A 16,570-nucleotide genomic window follows, 5' to 3' on the forward strand; every position below is an offset into this window, starting at 1 on the left:
CTACGTCGAGCACATGCAAACCAAGCACCCGGACAAGCCGATGATGGACTACGAGGCGTTCTTTCGTGAACGCCAGGAGGCCCGTTACGGCGGCAAGGGTGGGCCCAAGTGCTGTTGAGTTGAGCTAGCCTCAAACACCATGTGGGAGCGGGCTTGCTCGCGAAGGCGGAGTGTCAGTTAACGATGATGTCGACTGATCCAACGCCTTCGCGAGCAAGCTCGCTCCCACAGTTGTTTTTGGGGTGGCCTCAGGATTTGCGTACACCTCAGGTCCCTTGTGGGGGATCAAGGTCTATCGCTGGCAATGAGCTTTTCGTCCGCCTCTGCATCCGCCCGCTTTTTCAGGTAGCGCCGCATGGCGATGGCCGGGGCGTCGCTGGCTACGGAGATTTCGTAGCTGTCTTCATCGGCCCCCTGGATCATGGCTTCCAGCGCACCAAGCCCCTCGACGTCTTCGTTGAAGGCGGCGAACAGTTGTTCATGCATGAACTCGCCAATGGCTTTGTCGTCCAGGGCGAAGTCTCGGCCGTGGACGATGAAGTAATGCAGTGCCCCCTGGGTTTGCGGGGTCAGGATGTGGGCGGTGCGAATGTGGAACTCGGGGCGATTGTCCAGTGCCAGCGCCGAGTCGTAGAAGGTCACGCTGACTTGGTGCAGCGCCGGAGAGAGAAACTCCGAGGTGGCGATGCGCGCCGCCGTATTGACCCCGTCAAGCCCCGTGGTTTTGCCCCATACCGGTGACAGGGTGGTGGGGACCACGTTGCGCATCAACTTGTAGTGCCCTTCCTTGAGGTCGAGCTCGTACGGGGCACTGGCATAGTCCGGCGTGCCGATGGTGCTGGCATGCAGGAAGGACAGGTGCGTAAGGTCCATGAGGTTTTCGTGCATGCTGACGTAGTTGCCCGGGTGATGGAAATAACCGGAGGAACATTCCCAATCGGGCATTTCGATCCAGTCCAGCCGAGGTGGCTGGCGGGTGCCGAGCAGTGCCGGATCGCCCAGCCAGATCCACAGTAATGGCCCTTGCTCGAACAGCGGATACTCACGCACACCGATGCCTCGCGGGCAGTTGTGCTGTGACGGGACGTTGATCAGTTCGCCCTGGGTGTCATACCGAAAACCGTGATAACCGCAGACCAACACATCGCCTTCAAGATGACCTCGGGACAGCGGATAGGAACGATGGGCGCAGCGATCTTCCAGGGCAACCGCCTGTCCGGATTCGCTGCGGTACAGCACCACCCGCTTGCCCAACAAGGTGCGCGACAGCAATTGGCGTGTCACTTCGCTGCCGAAGGCCGCCGCATACCATTCGTTGAAGATGAACGGCGTATCACGGTGGGCCAGCACCGCCATGGCTTTGCGTGCGTTGGCGATGACGTTGGGTGGGGGCAGGCTCATGGGGGTTCCTTGTCGTCAGGATTTAATAAGCGCCAGCCTATCCACCCACAGCGGCGCTGGCCGTCCTACCAAGAGAGGACAGGCTCCCTCGTGACGATCCGTACTGTCCTCCCTCCATAGGACAGACGCCTGACTCGGTTAGGTTTTCACTGGGCACCATCAAGCCGGCATGTTCGCCGTCCTATGGTTCGAACCGGAGAAGCCATGAACCCCACCGCCAGCCTCGCGCCACCCCGTCTCGCGCACCCCGATAAGCTGTTTATCGATGGTCAATGGCTCGATACCCGGCGAGGAGGGCGGATCGACGTGATCTCGGCGCATTCTGAGCAGGTCATTGCCCGCGTTGCCGAGGCGACCGAGGAGGACGTCGACCTGGCTGTCCTCGCCGCTCGCCGGGCTTTCGATTCCGGCCCCTGGCCACGGCTCAGTCCGGCCGAGCGAGCCGAATACTTGCGCCGGTTGTCGGCCGCACTGGCACCGCGACTGCCAGAGCTGGCCCAGGCCTGGACCGAACAAATCGGTGCCTTGGCATCTGTTTCGCCATTCGTGGTCGGGGCCGGGCATTACTGGTTCGACTACTACGCCCAGTTGGCCGGGCAGTTCGAATTCGAAGCATCACATCCCCCCATGGACGGTCGTGGACGGGCGCTGGTGGTGCGCGAGGCCGTTGGCGTGGTTGCGGCCATCGCACCGTGGAACAACCCGTTCGGGATCATGGCTGGCAAACTGGCTCCGGCGTTGCTGGCCGGCTGTACGGTGATCATGAAACCGGCCCCGGAAACGCCCATCGAGGCCTATATCATCGCCGAGGCGGCCGAGCAGATCGGCTTGCCGGCCGGTGTACTCAACCTGGTCACCACCCACCGCGAAGCGGCTGATCACCTGGTGTGCAATCCGGGCGTGGACAAGGTCAGTTTCACCGGTTCGGTCGCGGCCGGCCAACGCATCGGCTCGGTCTGCGGCGGGCGTATTGCCCGCTACACCCTGGAGCTGGGTGGCAAGTCCGCCGCCATCGTGCTGGACGATTACGACTTGGGCCAGGCGGCGAAGGTCCTGGCTTCGACCATTTCGATGTCCTGTGGCCAGGTTTGCGCGACCCTGAGCCGGGTGATCGTTTCTCGGCATCGCCAGGATGAACTGCTGCAAGCGTTGCAGGCGGAAATGCAGGCGATCCGGGTTGGCGACCCCTTCGATCCAAGCGTGCAGATGGGCCCCCTTGCCATGGCGCGCCAGCGTTCACGGGTTGAGGAGTACATCGCCATCGGCCAGGCCGAGGGTGCCCGATTGATCAGCGGTGGCAGCCGTCCTGCGGACCTGCCGCGTGGTTATTACATTGAACCGACGTTGTTCGGCGGCGTGGACCGCAACATGCGTATCGCCCAGGAGGAAATCTTCGGGCCGGTGCTCAGCGTCCTGCCCTGCGATGACGAAGAGGATGCCATCCGGATTGCCAATGACTCGCCGTTCGGTCTCTACGGCGCGGTGTTCACCGATGACGCCGAGCGCGCCTATCGGGTGGCTCGCGGGGTGCGCACCGGCACCGTCAGTCAGAATGCCTTTCGCTTTGATCCTTCGCTGCCGTTTGGTGGCTTCAAGCTGTCCGGCGTCGGACGCGAAGGTGGGGTTCATGGGCTGGCCGGCTACACCGAACTCAAATCGATTCTGTTGCTGTAGACCCTCCGGTCGGACCGTCCCCAGGCCCGACTTCCCATCCCGATGGAGACACCCATGAGCTTGAACGGTACAACAACAAAAAAGGTCAACCCGTTGCCCGGAGGTTTTGGCGCCCGCGTTGAGTTTGACACGCGCACGCCCCCAGACTTGAGCGAGGCGCAGGCGATTGCCCAAGCGTTTCACGCCCACCAAGTGCTGATTTTCGAGGGCGCCGACCTGACGCTTGCGCAACTGGCTGCCTTCGTCCGTGCCTTCGGTACCCAGGACGACGGCAGTGGCCGACTGGCCAGCGACAGCAATGAATACGCGGGTATCCGTGTGGTCGAGAATGTGGAGAAAGGCAAGTTCGGCCCACGCAGCAACAGTGAGCTGGATTGGCATTCAGACCGCTTCTTCGATCCGGTGGTGGCCGGGCTGCTCAATTCCGTGGTGGTGCCGAAGGAAGGGGGGGACACCAGTTTCTGCGACCTTTACCGGGCGCTCGAAGAACTGCCGGTTGCTCTGCGCCAGGCCATTGAAGGTCGGCGGATCAAACAGGATGTGGTGTTCGACGCCCAAGGCAAACCCGGCATGCGACCGGGCGGTGTGAAACTCGACGACGTGATGAGCTCGCCAGGTGTCGAGACCGATATGGTCCAGTTTCATCGTTTTACCCGCAAGCCGTTCCTGTTCCTGGGCAATCGCCTCAACGCCTATGTACCGGACCTGCCACTGGAGGAAAGCGAAGCCTTGCTCGACGCGCTCTTTGCCCATGTCGATCAGCCGCAGTTCCATTACCGCCACCATTGGGCCGCCCATGAACTGATTCTCTACGACAACCGCTGCTGCATGCATCGGCGCGAAGCCTTTGATGAAAATGCCGAGCGCAAGCTGTATGCGTCGGTGGTGGACCGGTCGGATATCCTCTAATCCTGAAGCAACACCTATCCCTGTGGGAGCGGGATGGACAGAGAATCGAGGCGCACTGCCAATTCCTTGTGGGAGCGAGCTTGCTCGCGATAGCGCCAGGTCAGTCGACATCAATATTGACTGATACACCGCCATCGCGAGCAAGCTCGCTCCCACAGGTTTTGTGTCCTCTGCCAGATAATAATTGCCTGCCCAGGCTACCGCACCGCCACATTGCGCTTGCGCAATACCGTGGCAAACAGTTCTCGTCGGGATGACACGCCAAGCTTTTCGTAAGCTCGGGTGCGGTAGGTAATGACGGTGGTGGGCCGGATCTTCAGGTCTTCGGCGATCCGTTCGGTGGTGGCGCCGTCGAGAATCCGCTGCACCACTTCGCGTTCGCGCACGGTCAGTTGCGGGCAGATATCGCTCAGCTCATCAGTCACCGCGCCGCGGAAGCTCGACTCGCCGTCGGTATCGAAGGCGTAATGGCGGGCGATGCAACTGGCGAACAACGGTGCCATGCCCAGCAGGTCGTGGATTTCCGTTTCGCTGTAGTGCCCCGCGGAACGATCGCGATAGAAGTTGACCGCCAGGGACTGGGACTTGGCCACGCGCACCAGGATCGCCAGGCGGTCGATGATGTCGACATTCTCATAACACTGCGCGCGATAGTCCGGGCACTCGATGTCTTCCAGACGCTGGTGGTGCACGATCACCGGTGGCGCCTCGAAGCTTGCCGGGTAGCGGGCGATCACCCGCAGCAGATCATCCTGGCGAAAAAACGAATGGGAGTAGGCCGACGCGGCATTGAACACATGCCAGGCGCTGCGCACGCTGGCGCCGGAGAGCAGGCGCGGGTTGCGGTCACCCTCGAAGCTGAGCATCGAGCAGTGATGGGCCGCGATGCGGGTGCGAACCAGGTCGAGCGCCGCACTGGCAATGGACGTCTGTTGGGTCGAACCGATCGCCCCGATCAGACGCGACAGGGCGGTGATGTTCAGTTCGAGACGGGTGGAGTCAGGTGAGACGGTCCAGTGCTGCATGTGATCTCCTTGGTGGCGGCAAGGCGCCCGGGAGTATTGTTATTAGACTTAACTAAATATACCCGCCTATCGCCGCTTTGCCAGCCGCCAATCAGGATCACGATGCCCGAGGGGGGCCTTTTGATCGGTTTCTGACGAGCGGCTTGGCGTTGTCGGCGGCAATCGACGCGATTGTTCAATTCAGGCGTGGCCAACCGTAAGTCATGACCAATTGTTGGGCGCAGGCCGTGGATGGGTGGGGACAGGCCGTGGCATTCAATGCCGGCGGCGATGCAGGCCAGAACGCCAGGACGGCAGTGGTCAGTGCGGCGATGAAGGCGAATGTCACGACGGTTTTTATTGTTTTCATGGTCATGTCCTGTTCCAGGTGGAGGGTGGTATTGCCTAATGGGCCTGCCAGTGGCTGCGCATCAGCAGTACGCCGACGGCACACAGCAGGGCGGGGATGCCAAGCAGCGCCAGGATGCTGGCCGGCGCCAGGCCTTGTCCGATGATCCAGGCCCCGGCCAGCGGCGCACTGATCGAACCGCAACTGCCGACCACGCCGGCCCAGCTCATGCCGGTGGCCTTGATCGCCGCTGGGTAGTAACTGGTGCACAAAGCGTTGAGCGACAACTGGGCGCCGGTGATGCCGCCACCGATCATCAACAGCAGGACGATCCAGCCGCTGCCCGAAGGCACCAGCGCGAAAAGCGCCAGGCACAGGGCCGCTGTCAGGAACGCGACAAACAGCGCCGGCAGGGTCTTGCCCCGGTCGAGCAGCAAACCCAGAGCAATACCGCCGATGACGCCGCCGGCCTGGATCAGTACGGCAGCCCTTAGCGCCGCCGCGGGTAGCCAGCCCGCCGATTGCAGCAGCGTCGGCAGCCAACTGATCAAGAGATAGAGACTGAACAGGTTGAGGATCAGCAAACCCCAGAGCACCAGGGTCCGACTTCGATAAGCCGGGGCCAGCAACGCGGCCACGGACACTCGGACGACCCTGAGCGGTGCCGGAATGACCAGTTCGACCTGGCGCAGATCAATGTCCGGCGCAATGCGGGCGAGGATGGCTGCCACACGTGGATCGCCGGGATATCGGGCATTGAGGAACTTCAAGGATTCCGGCGCCCAGCGCCACAGCAGCACGGCCACCAGCACCGGTGTGACGCCGGCCAGCACAAAGATGCCGCGCCAGCTCCAGGCCTCGATCACCGGCGGTGCGATGAAGCCGGCACTGAAGGCGCCGACGCCCATGGCGGCGTTGATCAAAACCAGCACGATGCCGCGCTGGCGCAACGGTATGTACTCCGCGGCCCACGTGTTGCAGATCGGAATCGAAACCCCCAGGCCAAGTCCGGTCAGCAGCCGCCAGAACACAAACTGTTCAGGTGAACTGGACAGTGCGGTGCCGGCGGTACTCAGCCCCACTGCAACCAACGCGCTGATCAGTGCAGGGCGCCTGCCAAAACGATCGCCCAGTGGGGCAAGCAACGCGGCGCCCACTGTCAGCCCAATCAGCGAGGCGGACAACGCCATCCCGAAGCGGGTGGCAGGCAACCCCCATTCTGCCGAGATGGACGGCACGCTCAGCGCCATGACCTGGATGCCGAAGCCATCGATGAACATGGTCGCACCACAGAGGATGACCAGCAGGATCTGCAAGGCCGTCATTGGACGCGTGTCGAGCAAATGCTCGATGTTCAACGCCGGGTGCAGGGTCTGATTCGTCATGTCGATTTCCAGTCAGGGGCGGCGGGCTGTCAGCAGGCAACCTGTGAGCGGGACGGTTCGCGTTCGTCGAGGCGCGCAGCAGTCTCGGCAGGGAGTGGCGGGAGGCCGAGGATCATGTCGGCGGCCTTTTCCGCAATCATGATTGTCGGGGCATTGGTGTTGCCGCTGATGATGTCCGGCATCACCGAGGCATCCACTACCCGCAGGCCTTGCAGGCCATGGACCTTGAGCTGGGCGTCGACCACCGCCTGCTCGCCGGTGCCCATGGCGCAGGTGCAGGCCGGGTGCATGCCGGTTTGCAAGGTCGCCTGGATATAGGCATCGAGTTCGGCATCGGTTTGCACCTGCAGACCAGGCGCCAGTTCTGCACTGACCAGGCTGGCCACCGGTTCGGTGGCGAAGAACCGCCGCAGGAACTTGAGCATCTCGCGGGCGGTGCGTCGGTCCTCTTCGTGCAGGCCGATGCCGAGGCGGATCTTCGGCGCAGCCAGCGGGTCTGCCGAACGCAGGGTGACTGCGCCGCTGCCGTGGGGGCGCAGGCTCAGCACGGCGGCGGTGATTTGATGGCCTGCACCTTGACGCCAACCTGGGAACCAGGGGCGTGCGAGCATCGACACGTGGCTGATCTGCACCTGGAAATCCGGCCATTGCAGTTCCGGTCGGGAGCGAATGAACGCCTGGACCGAGAGGGGATTGGCGGCCAGCGGCCCGTTGCCGCTGACGGCCCAGCGCAGGGCGGACCACACCAGGCGATCGAGGCGCAGCACCTGATCGAAGGTGTCGGTATCCCTGGCCTGGTAGATTGCCCCGACCAAGGGGTGGTCCTGCAGGTTCTTGCCCACGCCCGGCAGTGCATGACGGACTTCGATGCCATGGGCCTGCAATTCTTCCGTCGGCCCGATACCGGACAACATCAGCAATTGCGGCGAGTTGAAAGCCCCGGCGCTGAGGATGACTTCGCGGCTGGCTCGCGCGGTGTGCAACGTCTGGCCAAGCAAATACTCCACGCCCACGGCACGGTCGCCTTCGAGCACGACTCGCGTGGTGTGCGCGTGGGAAATCACCGTCAGGTTAGGGCGGGCGTTGGCGACGTCCAGGAACGCCGCGGCGGTGCTGTCCCGGCGCCCGGCCCGGATGGTGAAGTCAGGCAGGCCGAAGCCTTCGGCCTGTGCACCGTGGAAGTCTTCAAGGCTGGCGTAACCCAGGTTGGCTGCGGCCTCCAGCATGAGCGGCGTGATACGCGGATGGGCCGGCTGGCGCGAGACAGACAGCGGTCCGGTGCCGCCGTGAAAGGGCGTGGTGCCACGCCAGTTGGTTTCCGAGCGCTTGAAGTAAGGCAATACATCAGCGTAGCCCCAGCCTTCAAGGCCTTGGGCTTTCCAGCGGTCGTAATCCCCGGCGTTGCCACGGCTATAGAGCATGCCGTTGATCGACGACGTGCCGCCAAGCAGCTTGCCGCGTGGTTGGGGCATGGCGCGATTGAGGGTCTGGGGTTCCGGTTCGCTGGCGTAGCCCCAGCCCAGGGACGCCATGTTGGAGGCAGGCATCCAGGCCACCGGCATGGCGACCATCGGGTGGCGGTCGCTGCCGCCGGCCTCGAGCAACAGCACCCGGTTTGCGGCGTCGGCCGAGAGTCGGTTGGCCAATACGCAGCCGGCAGAACCGGCACCGACAATGATGAAATCGAACTCTGCCATCTTCAAACCCTTACTGGAAATGAACGCCTGCCGCCTGAAAACCCTTCAGGTCCTGGAGTAATGCACGTGACCGCCTTCGATGATCGACGGCACCGGCAAGCCCTGGGCACGCAACGCCGCTGGCCAGTCGTGCAGGTGGCTGCCGGCGTCGAGCTTGGCGACGATGTTGCCGACCTCGTCCTGAATCAACATGGCGCCATAGATGATGAACAGCACATCGGTTTCGCCGCTGTTGTGATCGGCGACCTTCAGGGTGTGGCTGGAGCCTGGCGGCTCGAACAGGTAGGAACCGGCCCGGCTGGGGGGCGTGTCGGCATGTTCCAGGTAGCTCCACTCACCGCTCAAGGTGAAGGCGTGTACCGCGCCGGTATGGTGGTGCGGTGGCAACTGCACGCCGGGGGCGAAGCGGATGCGTACGGCGAACATCGCGCCTTCGACGTCGGCGCTCAGCAGCTTTAGGCGCACGCCTGGGGCGCCGAAGTCTTCGGCGAACGGCAATTCGTCGGTGGCGATGTGCAGGGACGAGATCACGAAGGGCTGGGCGTGTAGGTCGAAGGGCGTTGGGTCGGGGTGGTTCATCACAGGGTCCTCATTCTTGTTGTATGCGCCTGCGGCGGCTGGCGGTTCAGGTCTTGGACGTCACGCGGGTGACGGCCTGGCCAGTGATTGGGTGCTGGTAATGAAAGGGCACGAAGGTGCGGCCCAGCTCCGAGTCGGGTTCGGCTGAGGGTTGCTGCGGGGGCAGGCTGGCGCTGGCCGGGGTGCTGGCGAAGCTCAGGCTGTCGCATGGATGGGTGGTATAGAACGTTGGCACCCACCAGAGTCGGGCGATTTTCCAGGTGCCGGCTTCCTTGACGTAGGTGTTTTCGTAAACCCCTTCGGCCCAGAAGAGGCTGCGGCTGCCCGGCGGCGGGTTGCCTTGGATCAGTGCGCGCCAGCGGCCCTGGGCCTGTTTGCCGTCGTCGCCGAGGGTCACCACGCCTTGCAGTTGCATGTGATTGATGAACTCGTCGCGTAGCAAGCCGCTGCGACCCTGGCCCAGCACGTCGAGCAGAAACTGCTCGATGTTGTGCTTGCCCAGGTAGCGACCCCGCTGACCGATCTCCATGACGGCTTCTGAGTCGCTGAACAGTTCGGCCATCTCCGTCCACAGACGGTTGTCGATGTAGTAACCGTACATGCGTTGCAGGCGCTTGATCTGCTCGATGTCTTCGAGCCCGACAAGGCGCGTTTCCAGCTGTTCGATGCGTTGCAGCAAGTGTTCCTGGGATGACATGTGCGGCTCCTTCGGTTTGCCGTTCCAGCGGGTTGCCTGGACAGGCTTCTTATTCTTGAGGGGCGTTGGATGAATACTAACGAGCGCTGCCGGGCACTAATGTCCTATGCGAAGAGGACGTTTGACATGCAGCTTTCCTGAGTGCTGTCATGGGTTGGGGGAGCACCTGCTGACCCGGCGCCGGCTTGAGTAGAAAACTGGCGAGGGCCGGCAGCAGCACCAGCGCCCCGAGCATGTTCCAGAGGAACATGAAGGCCAGCAGGATGCCCATGTCGGCCTGGAACTTGATCGGTGAGAACACCCAGGTGGCGACGCCGATGGCCAGCGTCGCGCCGGTCAGCAGCACAACCCGACCGGTGAACAGCAGCGAGCGGTAATAGGCGAGGGACAGCGACTCACCGCTGCGCAGGTGCAACAGCAGGATGCTCAGGACATACAGGGCGTAGTCGATGCCAATGCCCACGCCCAGGGCAATCACTGGCAACGTGGCTACCTTTACGCCGATGTCCAGCCAGACCATCAGGGCCTCTGCCAGCACGGAGGTCAACATCAGCGGCAGAATCGCGCACGCTACCGCGCGCCAGGAACGGAACACCAAAAAGCACAGTACGATCACTGCGCCATACACCCACAGCAGCATTTCCCGGTTGGCCTTCTGCACCACGCTATTGGTGGCGGCCTCGATGCCTGCGCTACCGGCGGCCATCTGAAAGCGTTCATCACCCTGATCGTTTGCCGCTGCAAAAGCCTGGATCTCGGCGACCAGCGCCTGCAAGGTCTCGGCCTTGTGGTCACGCAGGAAAATCCTCAGCATCGACAGGTCGCAGTTCTGGTTGACCAGGCTCTGGGGCACGTACTTGACCAGGTTGTTGATGACCGCCTGGTTGGGCAGCAGGCTGATCCATTTCGGGTTGCCTTCGGTGAGCTGGCTGGTCATGACCTTGATGAACGCGGCAAACGAGTCGGTAGCGACCACCCCGGGCTGCTGGCGCAGTCGCCATTCGAGGCGGTCGATGCGTTCGAGCAGCGCGTAATTCATGCACTGTTGTGGCGCGGAGGTGACCATGACGATGAACACGTCGCTGCTGCTGCCATAGTTGGACGTGATGTAGGCGTTGTCCTGGTTATAGCGCGAGTCGGTGCGCAGTTCCGGCGCGCCGGGGTCAAGGTCGCCGATCTTCAAGTGCAGGCTGACCATGAACCCACCCACGCCCAGGGCCATGGCGACGAGCAGCGTGGGGGCGGCCACCTTGCGCCGGGTAAACAGGTCGAGCCAACGCCACAGCGCCGGGCGGACTTTTTCCTCCAGTTGCGCTTGCTCGCTGCGCAGGCTGCGGGCTGCGGCGTGGCGCCCGACGCCGATATAGCTGAGCAGGATCGGCAGCAGGATCAGGTTGGTGAAGATCAGGAACGCCACGCCCAGGCTGGCGGTGAGCGACAACTGGCGGATGACCTCGATCTTGATCAGGAGCAGCACAGCGAAGCCAACGGCATCGCAGGCCAACGCCATGAGCCCGGCCATAAACAGGCGGCGGAAGGTGTAGCGTGCCGCGATCAGGCGATGGGTGCCACGGCCGATGTCCTGCAGGATGCCATTCATCTTCTGCGCGCCGTGGCTCATGCCAATGGCAAACACCAGAAAAGGCACCAGAACGGTGTAGGGGTCCAGTTCATAACCGAGCAGCGGCAGGCTGCCGAGCAACCAGATCACCGCGATCAATGAGCAGAACAGCACCAGCACGGTACTGCGCAGGCAGCGGGTGTAGGCGAACACCACCAGGCCGGCGATCAGGATGGCCACGGCGAAGAACACCAGGACCTGGGTGAGTCCTTCGATCAGATCACCGACCACTTTGGCAAAGCCGACAATGTGCAGGCGAATATGCTCGCTCTGGTACTTGGCGCGGATATCCTCCAGCCTGGCGCCGAACGCCCCGTAGTTCAGCTGCTCACCGGTTTCGGTGTCGATATCCAGCAGGGGCACCAGCAGCATGCTCGAGTTGAAATTGCCAGCAACGATGCTGCCAATTTCCCCCGAGCGCTCGATGTTCAGGCGCAGTTGTTCCAGACTCTCGGCCGAGCCATCGTAGTGGGAGTCGATGACCTGGCCCTCGTCCAGCCCTGATTCGGTGATGCCATGCCAGCGCATGGTCGGCGTCCACAGTGATTTCATATAGGGCCGGTTGACCCCAGCGAGCAGATACACCTCGTCGCTGATCTTCTGCAGGGTTTGCAGGTAGTCCTTGTCGAGAATGCTGCCCCGGGTGTTTTCCACCACGACGCGGACCACATTACCCTGGCCGGCGAGGCTGTCCTGATGGGCCTGGAAGTTGATGACGAACGGGTGATCCTGGGGAATCATCCGCTGGAAACTGGCATTGAGCGTCAACTGCGGCAACTGGGCGACAAAGAATCCGGTCAACAGCAGGCAGGCCAGCATCAGCCAGGGGCGATGGTTGAACAGCAGGCGTTCCAGCAACGAGCCCGAGCGCGTGTCGAACTGGCTCAGGTCCGCGATCACGGGTGCCTCTTCGTGGGTGGTTTTCATGGTTTGGATTCCTGGACGACCAACGTGGGGCCAGCGAGTTTTTCCCTTGGCAGGATCACGATGCCAGCCAGGCTGGTGAGCACCAGGCTGCCGTCAGTGGCTTCGGCGACAGCGGTCAGCGGTGCGCCCCAGCCGAAGGGTATGGCCTTGAAACTGCGGCCCTGGTCCCGGCTGGTATATACCCGACCGCCTTGATCGAGCAGCACGATGCTGCCATCGCTCAGTTGCAGGCCCGCGTTGAAGCTGGCCTTGGCGCCTTCGATGGTGACGGGGTGCCATTGCTGCCCGCCGTCGTCGGAACGAAACACGTTGGCCCGCAGGCCGAATAACAGGAGTCGGTTGTTTGCCAACGGCAGCAAGCCGAAGTAGCTGCCCTCGTAGGGCGAGGCCAGGCGCTTGAAGGACCCGCCGCCGGGGTCGGTCGCCAGCAGCAGGCCTTGTTCCCCGGCGATGAACCGTCTCGGCCCCAGGGCTTGCAAGGCGTAGAGGTGCAGGCCGTCGGGGTTATCGATTTGATCGTAGAAGGCTTGCCAAGTCTTTCCGCCATCCCTGCTGTGCAACGCCAGGTTGAAAGCGCCGACCACGCTGATGCGATTCGGACCGTTGAACAGCAGGGCCAGGAGGGGTTTGTCCGGGCCGTCGTCTACCAGGCGCTGTGCGGCATACAGATAGTCTTCACGGGCGTCTTCTTCGAGCGCGGCGGCCTTCTTTTTGGCCCGGGCCAGTGTCAGTGCAGCGGCCTGGACACCATCGAGCCGCTTGCGCCAGCTTTCGCCGCCATCCTCGCTGGACAGCACCACGCCCTGATGCCCGGTGGCCCAGCCGTGGTGTTCGTCAACGAAAGCCACGGTGGTCAGGTTGACATCCACCGGGACCGCCGCCTGATGCCAGGCCTGGCCGTTATCGTCGGACCAAATGACCAGCCCATGTTCACCTACCGCTACCAGGCGTTGACCGGCACGCGCGATGCCGTTGAGCAAGGCACGCTGGGGTTGGGCCACGCTGGGCGCCGGGCGATTGAATGGTTCTGTCGATGTCGCCGCCGAGGCGACCTGGGCGGCGCCCCAGTTCAGCAACACCGCGAGCAGCAAGCATCTGGCCAGTAAATGACATCGGCTCAAGCCAAGGACACTGCACCACCTGTTAACGAACACCGGAGCGTTCCAGCGATTGTGGGGTAAACATGCTGTTAGGTAGCTCATCGAACTTCACCGCCCCCTTGTCATTGATCAGGTTGAGTGCCGCGTAGTCCCTGGCCTGAAGATTGTAGACAAAGGTGCTGGCGTTGTAGGCCACCGGTATCTGCGGGTAGACGAACATTGTCAGGTTGTGGGTCTTCCATAGCTGGCCCTTAGCGTCCCACTGGTCAGTGACCAGTACTTGCCAGGTGTCTTCATCCAGATAGAAACGGCGCTTGGGTACCACGTGTCGGGCGCCGGAACGCAATGTGGCGTCTACCACCCAGACCCGGTGCAGCTCCCAGCGCAGCAGGTCGGGGTTGGCGAATTTCTCCCCCACGACATCCTCGGATTTGGCGTAGGCCAAGTCGTTGTTGTTATAGGGCACGTACAATTCCTGCTTGCCCACCAGCTTCCAGTCGTAACGGTCGATGGCGCCGTTGAAACCGTTGGCATCGTCGAAGTTGATTACTCCGGAGGTGAAGTTGTTCGGCACGTCGTATTGCACGTTCGGGGCTTTGCGCAGGCGCCTTTGACCGGTCAGGTAGCTCCAGGCGTTGGTGGCCTGGTGGACGTTATCGGCGGGTCCGTGGATCAACAGCTTTTCACCGGCGGAGTAAGCCGGGGCGGTGCTGGTGATGATCACGGCCCCCAGCAACTTGCCGTCCCAGGGATCCTTGCGACCCGGTGCATAAGCCCAAGGGAAGGAATTCTGCAGGGTGTTGCCGGCGGTCATCGCACGCTTGCCGGAGGACGAGACAAACCAGGTATAGGCGTCGAGGGTATTGTCGGCCCCCCGCCAGTTCCATTGGTTGTTGAGGATCGCTTGCTGGCCGTTTTGCGGAATCGGGAAGGGTGTGCCGCCGTGGAATTTACTGAAGTCCAGGATGTAGTCCAGCACTTCCATGCCCGTGGCATTCTGGCGGGTCCGGTCATAAATGTATTGCGGTGCCCGGGCCGTGCGATGAGTCGGGTAGACGTCCATGCGGTAGCCGGGGTAGTTCTTGAGCATGTACAGCGAGCCTTCCGAGAGCTTGCCGGCGTATTGCGCGGCATTCGCGACGGTGAGGCTCAGCTTGGGTTTTTCGTCGCTGAACAACTTCCCTGGCAGGCGCGGATCGCTGGCTGGCAGGGGCTTGTCCAGCCCGCCGTCCCAGGCCGGGATGCTGCCATCGGCGTTGGCGGCATGCTCGGCGCCCAGGGGCGTCAGGTTCTTGCCCAGTTGGGCTGCCTGCTCTTCGGCTACGGCGGCAAAGGCAGGCACGTGAAGCAAGGACGCGATACACAGCGCCAGCGAGGTGATTTTCTTGTTGAAAGGCATGACCAATCTCCGGATCAGAACGAATACGCGACGTTCAGCAGGACGAAGTCCCGGTCGTGGTAAGGGTTGTTTTTCTCGTCACCCAGGTAGTGGGTGTAGTTGATGCCGCCGCGCAGGTTGCCGGCATACTTGAAGTTCAGGCTTGCGCCGATATCGCCGCCGTGGGCCGCACCGGTGACGTTGAAGCCGGGGTCCACTGCCGAACGTCCGGTAAAGTTGTAGCCCAGGGTCACGGGGGAACTCAGGTCGATGCTCGGCAAGGCCTGGTACCAGGTCGGTTCGAACTGGACCCGGAAACCGGCGGCGGTGCGAGCGGTGTCCTTGTCCCGGGCCTCGTCGTTCTTGGTGACCTTGTACAAATGGTTGGCGCCCAGTTCGCCGACCACCTGGGCGTTGTCGTACCAGTCCATCCGCGGCAGGACCCAGATGGTCGAGATCTGCGCATGGAGGGTCTGGCCAACGGCATAGACGTCGTCGGATTGGTCGCCAATGACCGACAGCGGGCCGCTGACCAATGGCATGTTGTTGCGAAAGGACACCTCGCCGGCGACGTTGGCATCGCCGATCTTGCTCGAAAGGCTCAGGCCGTATATCTCGATGTCCTTGGGGTACTTGAAGTAGTACTCATCCGGTACGAATGTTGGCTGCAGATGGACGATGACCTGGGGTGTCTTGGCGGTGTAGCGCAAGTAGTACATCCCATAGTCCATGTCGTTTTCATAGTCGCGATACTTCAGCGCCACGCCCCACTGGCCGCGGGTGTCCGACGGTTCGTCGTGATCACCACGGGGCAGGCGAAAACCAGGGGCCAACAGCAGATTTTCACCACCCTTGAAGCCTGCATCGAAAATGCTCCAGTACGTGCCCGGAGCCGGCACCCGGGTCTCGCGGTATTCCAGTTGGTAGTAGCTTTCGAACGAGAGGTTATCGGTCAACTCCAGCGCCATGGATAGCTGGTTGACCGGCATGAACACTTCCTTGGCCAGGGTGCTGGGCACCGACAGCGCCTTGTAGGCGTCATTGGGGGCCTGGCCGGTGGCGATGCCGTTGGTGGCCAGGAACAGGCTTTCGCCCCACAGCAGGGTGTGCCGGCCCAGGCGCCAGGAGAGGTTGTGGCCTGCGACGTCGAAGCTGCTGTGGACGAAGGCATCCAACAATTCGATATTGCGGCCGGCCTGCACCTTGGCATCGTTGGTGAAATCATGGTTGCTCACCGAGGTCTGGTTATAGGTCGCCTCGGAGATGCTGTTATGGTCGCGGTCGTAGACATTGTCGTACCAACCCGCGGCACTGATGCGCAGCCCGCTGTTGGCCGCATCCTTTAGCGTGAGGTCGAACTCCGTGAGGATGTCCACGCGGTTGGTGATCAGCTCATTACGCTCGAACGCTGCGGTACCGTCGTTGGCGTTAAGGTTGTTCAGGTTGCGCGAGGAAGGTTTCTCGGTGCGCATCCCGACCTGGTACTTGAGGGTGTTGTCCCAGCGGATCTGGTAGTTGTCGTTGTTGACCAGTTCGGCGGCTTGCAGCAGCGGCATCGCCCCGCCACAGACCATCAGGGCGAGCAATCGGGGAGCACGGGGCTGACGGTGAGCGGGGACGCTTGTTGTTATTTTCATGTTTGTCTCCTCTGGCTGCGTGCCTTATGTTTTTTGTTGGCCGCGGCGTTGGGCAAGGCAGGTTGGCTTGTTCGCCGAGTACAGTGTTTCCCAATCGGCATTGCCGGCGCTGTCGTATGAAAGACCGACAGCGCTTTGCCTTACGTCCTTTTTGCAGAGGACAGCCAACCTGACGGCAATACCCTATGGTTGGGCCAGAACAGGACGACACG

General features: G+C 62.3%; 14 protein-coding genes. 3 read left to right on the plus strand and 11 right to left on the minus strand.

Annotated elements, in window-relative coordinates; genetic code table 11:
• The coding region (locus B0E42_RS22010) for a YbdD/YjiX family protein (RefSeq protein WP_139353200.1) at window positions 1-118 on the plus strand (118 nt) is incomplete at its 5' end.
• Window positions 119-285: 167 nt separating this feature from the next.
• Here B0E42_RS22010 and B0E42_RS22015 read toward each other — a convergent pair.
• Window positions 286-1,401, minus strand: a complete 1,116-nt coding sequence (locus B0E42_RS22015) for an aromatic ring-hydroxylating dioxygenase subunit alpha (protein ID WP_077507387.1) — start codon at window positions 1,399-1,401, stop codon at window positions 286-288.
• Window positions 1,402-1,605: 204 nt separating this feature from the next.
• On the opposite strand from B0E42_RS22015, the gene B0E42_RS22020 reads away from it, so the two are divergent.
• Window positions 1,606-3,075, plus strand: a complete 1,470-nt coding sequence (locus B0E42_RS22020) for an aldehyde dehydrogenase (RefSeq protein ID WP_077507390.1) — start codon at window positions 1,606-1,608, stop codon at window positions 3,073-3,075.
• A 54-nt stretch (window positions 3,076-3,129) separates the two neighbouring features.
• Window positions 3,130-3,984 (plus strand): TauD/TfdA family dioxygenase, encoded by an 855-nt coding sequence (locus B0E42_RS22025; protein ID WP_077507393.1) that lies wholly within the window; start codon window positions 3,130-3,132, stop codon window positions 3,982-3,984.
• Window positions 3,985-4,181: 197 nt separating this feature from the next.
• On the opposite strand, the gene B0E42_RS22030 is transcribed toward B0E42_RS22025, so the two are convergent.
• The 10 genes from B0E42_RS22030 to B0E42_RS22075 form a co-directional block, all read right to left on the minus strand.
• Window positions 4,182-5,009: a LuxR C-terminal-related transcriptional regulator gene (locus B0E42_RS22030; RefSeq protein ID WP_053179610.1), complete on the minus strand. Its 828-nt coding sequence runs from the start codon at window positions 5,007-5,009 to the stop codon at window positions 4,182-4,184.
• Between the two features lie 175 nt (window positions 5,010-5,184).
• Window positions 5,185-5,358, minus strand: coding sequence for a hypothetical protein (locus tag B0E42_RS31190; RefSeq protein ID WP_156331371.1), 174 nt, complete (start codon window positions 5,356-5,358; stop codon window positions 5,185-5,187).
• Window positions 5,359-5,393: 35 nt separating this feature from the next.
• Complete coding sequence (locus tag B0E42_RS22040) at window positions 5,394-6,722, minus strand: MFS transporter (RefSeq protein ID WP_077507396.1); 1,329 nt, start codon at window positions 6,720-6,722, stop codon at window positions 5,394-5,396.
• Window positions 6,723-6,751: 29 nt separating this feature from the next.
• A complete protein-coding gene (locus tag B0E42_RS22045) occupies window positions 6,752-8,419 on the minus strand; it encodes a GMC family oxidoreductase (RefSeq protein WP_077507399.1) in 1,668 nt (555 codons plus the stop codon).
• A 45-nt stretch (window positions 8,420-8,464) separates the two neighbouring features.
• The gene (locus tag B0E42_RS22050) at window positions 8,465-8,998 is read right to left on the minus strand and encodes a 2,4'-dihydroxyacetophenone dioxygenase family protein (RefSeq protein WP_053179617.1); all 534 of its coding nucleotides are present in this window, start codon (window positions 8,996-8,998) and stop codon (window positions 8,465-8,467) included.
• 46 nt (window positions 8,999-9,044) lie between these two features.
• Window positions 9,045-9,695, minus strand: a complete 651-nt coding sequence (locus B0E42_RS22055) for a nuclear transport factor 2 family protein (protein WP_053179619.1) — start codon at window positions 9,693-9,695, stop codon at window positions 9,045-9,047.
• Window positions 9,696-9,771: 76 nt separating this feature from the next.
• Window positions 9,772-12,243: an RND family transporter gene (locus B0E42_RS22060; RefSeq protein ID WP_077507402.1), complete on the minus strand. Its 2,472-nt coding sequence runs from the start codon at window positions 12,241-12,243 to the stop codon at window positions 9,772-9,774.
• Window positions 12,240-13,334, minus strand: coding sequence for a YCF48-related protein (locus B0E42_RS22065; RefSeq protein ID WP_053188173.1), 1,095 nt, complete (start codon window positions 13,332-13,334; stop codon window positions 12,240-12,242). Before B0E42_RS22065 ends, B0E42_RS22060 begins: the two co-directional genes overlap by 4 nt.
• A gap of 52 nt (window positions 13,335-13,386) precedes the next feature.
• On the minus strand, window positions 13,387-14,742 hold the full coding sequence (locus tag B0E42_RS22070) for a DUF1329 domain-containing protein (protein WP_053188176.1): 1,356 nt from the start codon (window positions 14,740-14,742) through the stop codon (window positions 13,387-13,389).
• 14 nt (window positions 14,743-14,756) lie between these two features.
• Window positions 14,757-16,358, minus strand: coding sequence for a DUF1302 domain-containing protein (locus B0E42_RS22075; RefSeq protein ID WP_077507408.1), 1,602 nt, complete (start codon window positions 16,356-16,358; stop codon window positions 14,757-14,759).
• Window positions 16,359-16,570: the final 212 nt, after the last annotated feature.

Origin of the sequence: Pseudomonas sp. A25(2017), assembly GCF_002001065.1 — a bacterium.
GTDB classification, from domain to species: Bacteria; Pseudomonadota; Gammaproteobacteria; order Pseudomonadales; family Pseudomonadaceae; genus Aquipseudomonas; species Aquipseudomonas kilonensis.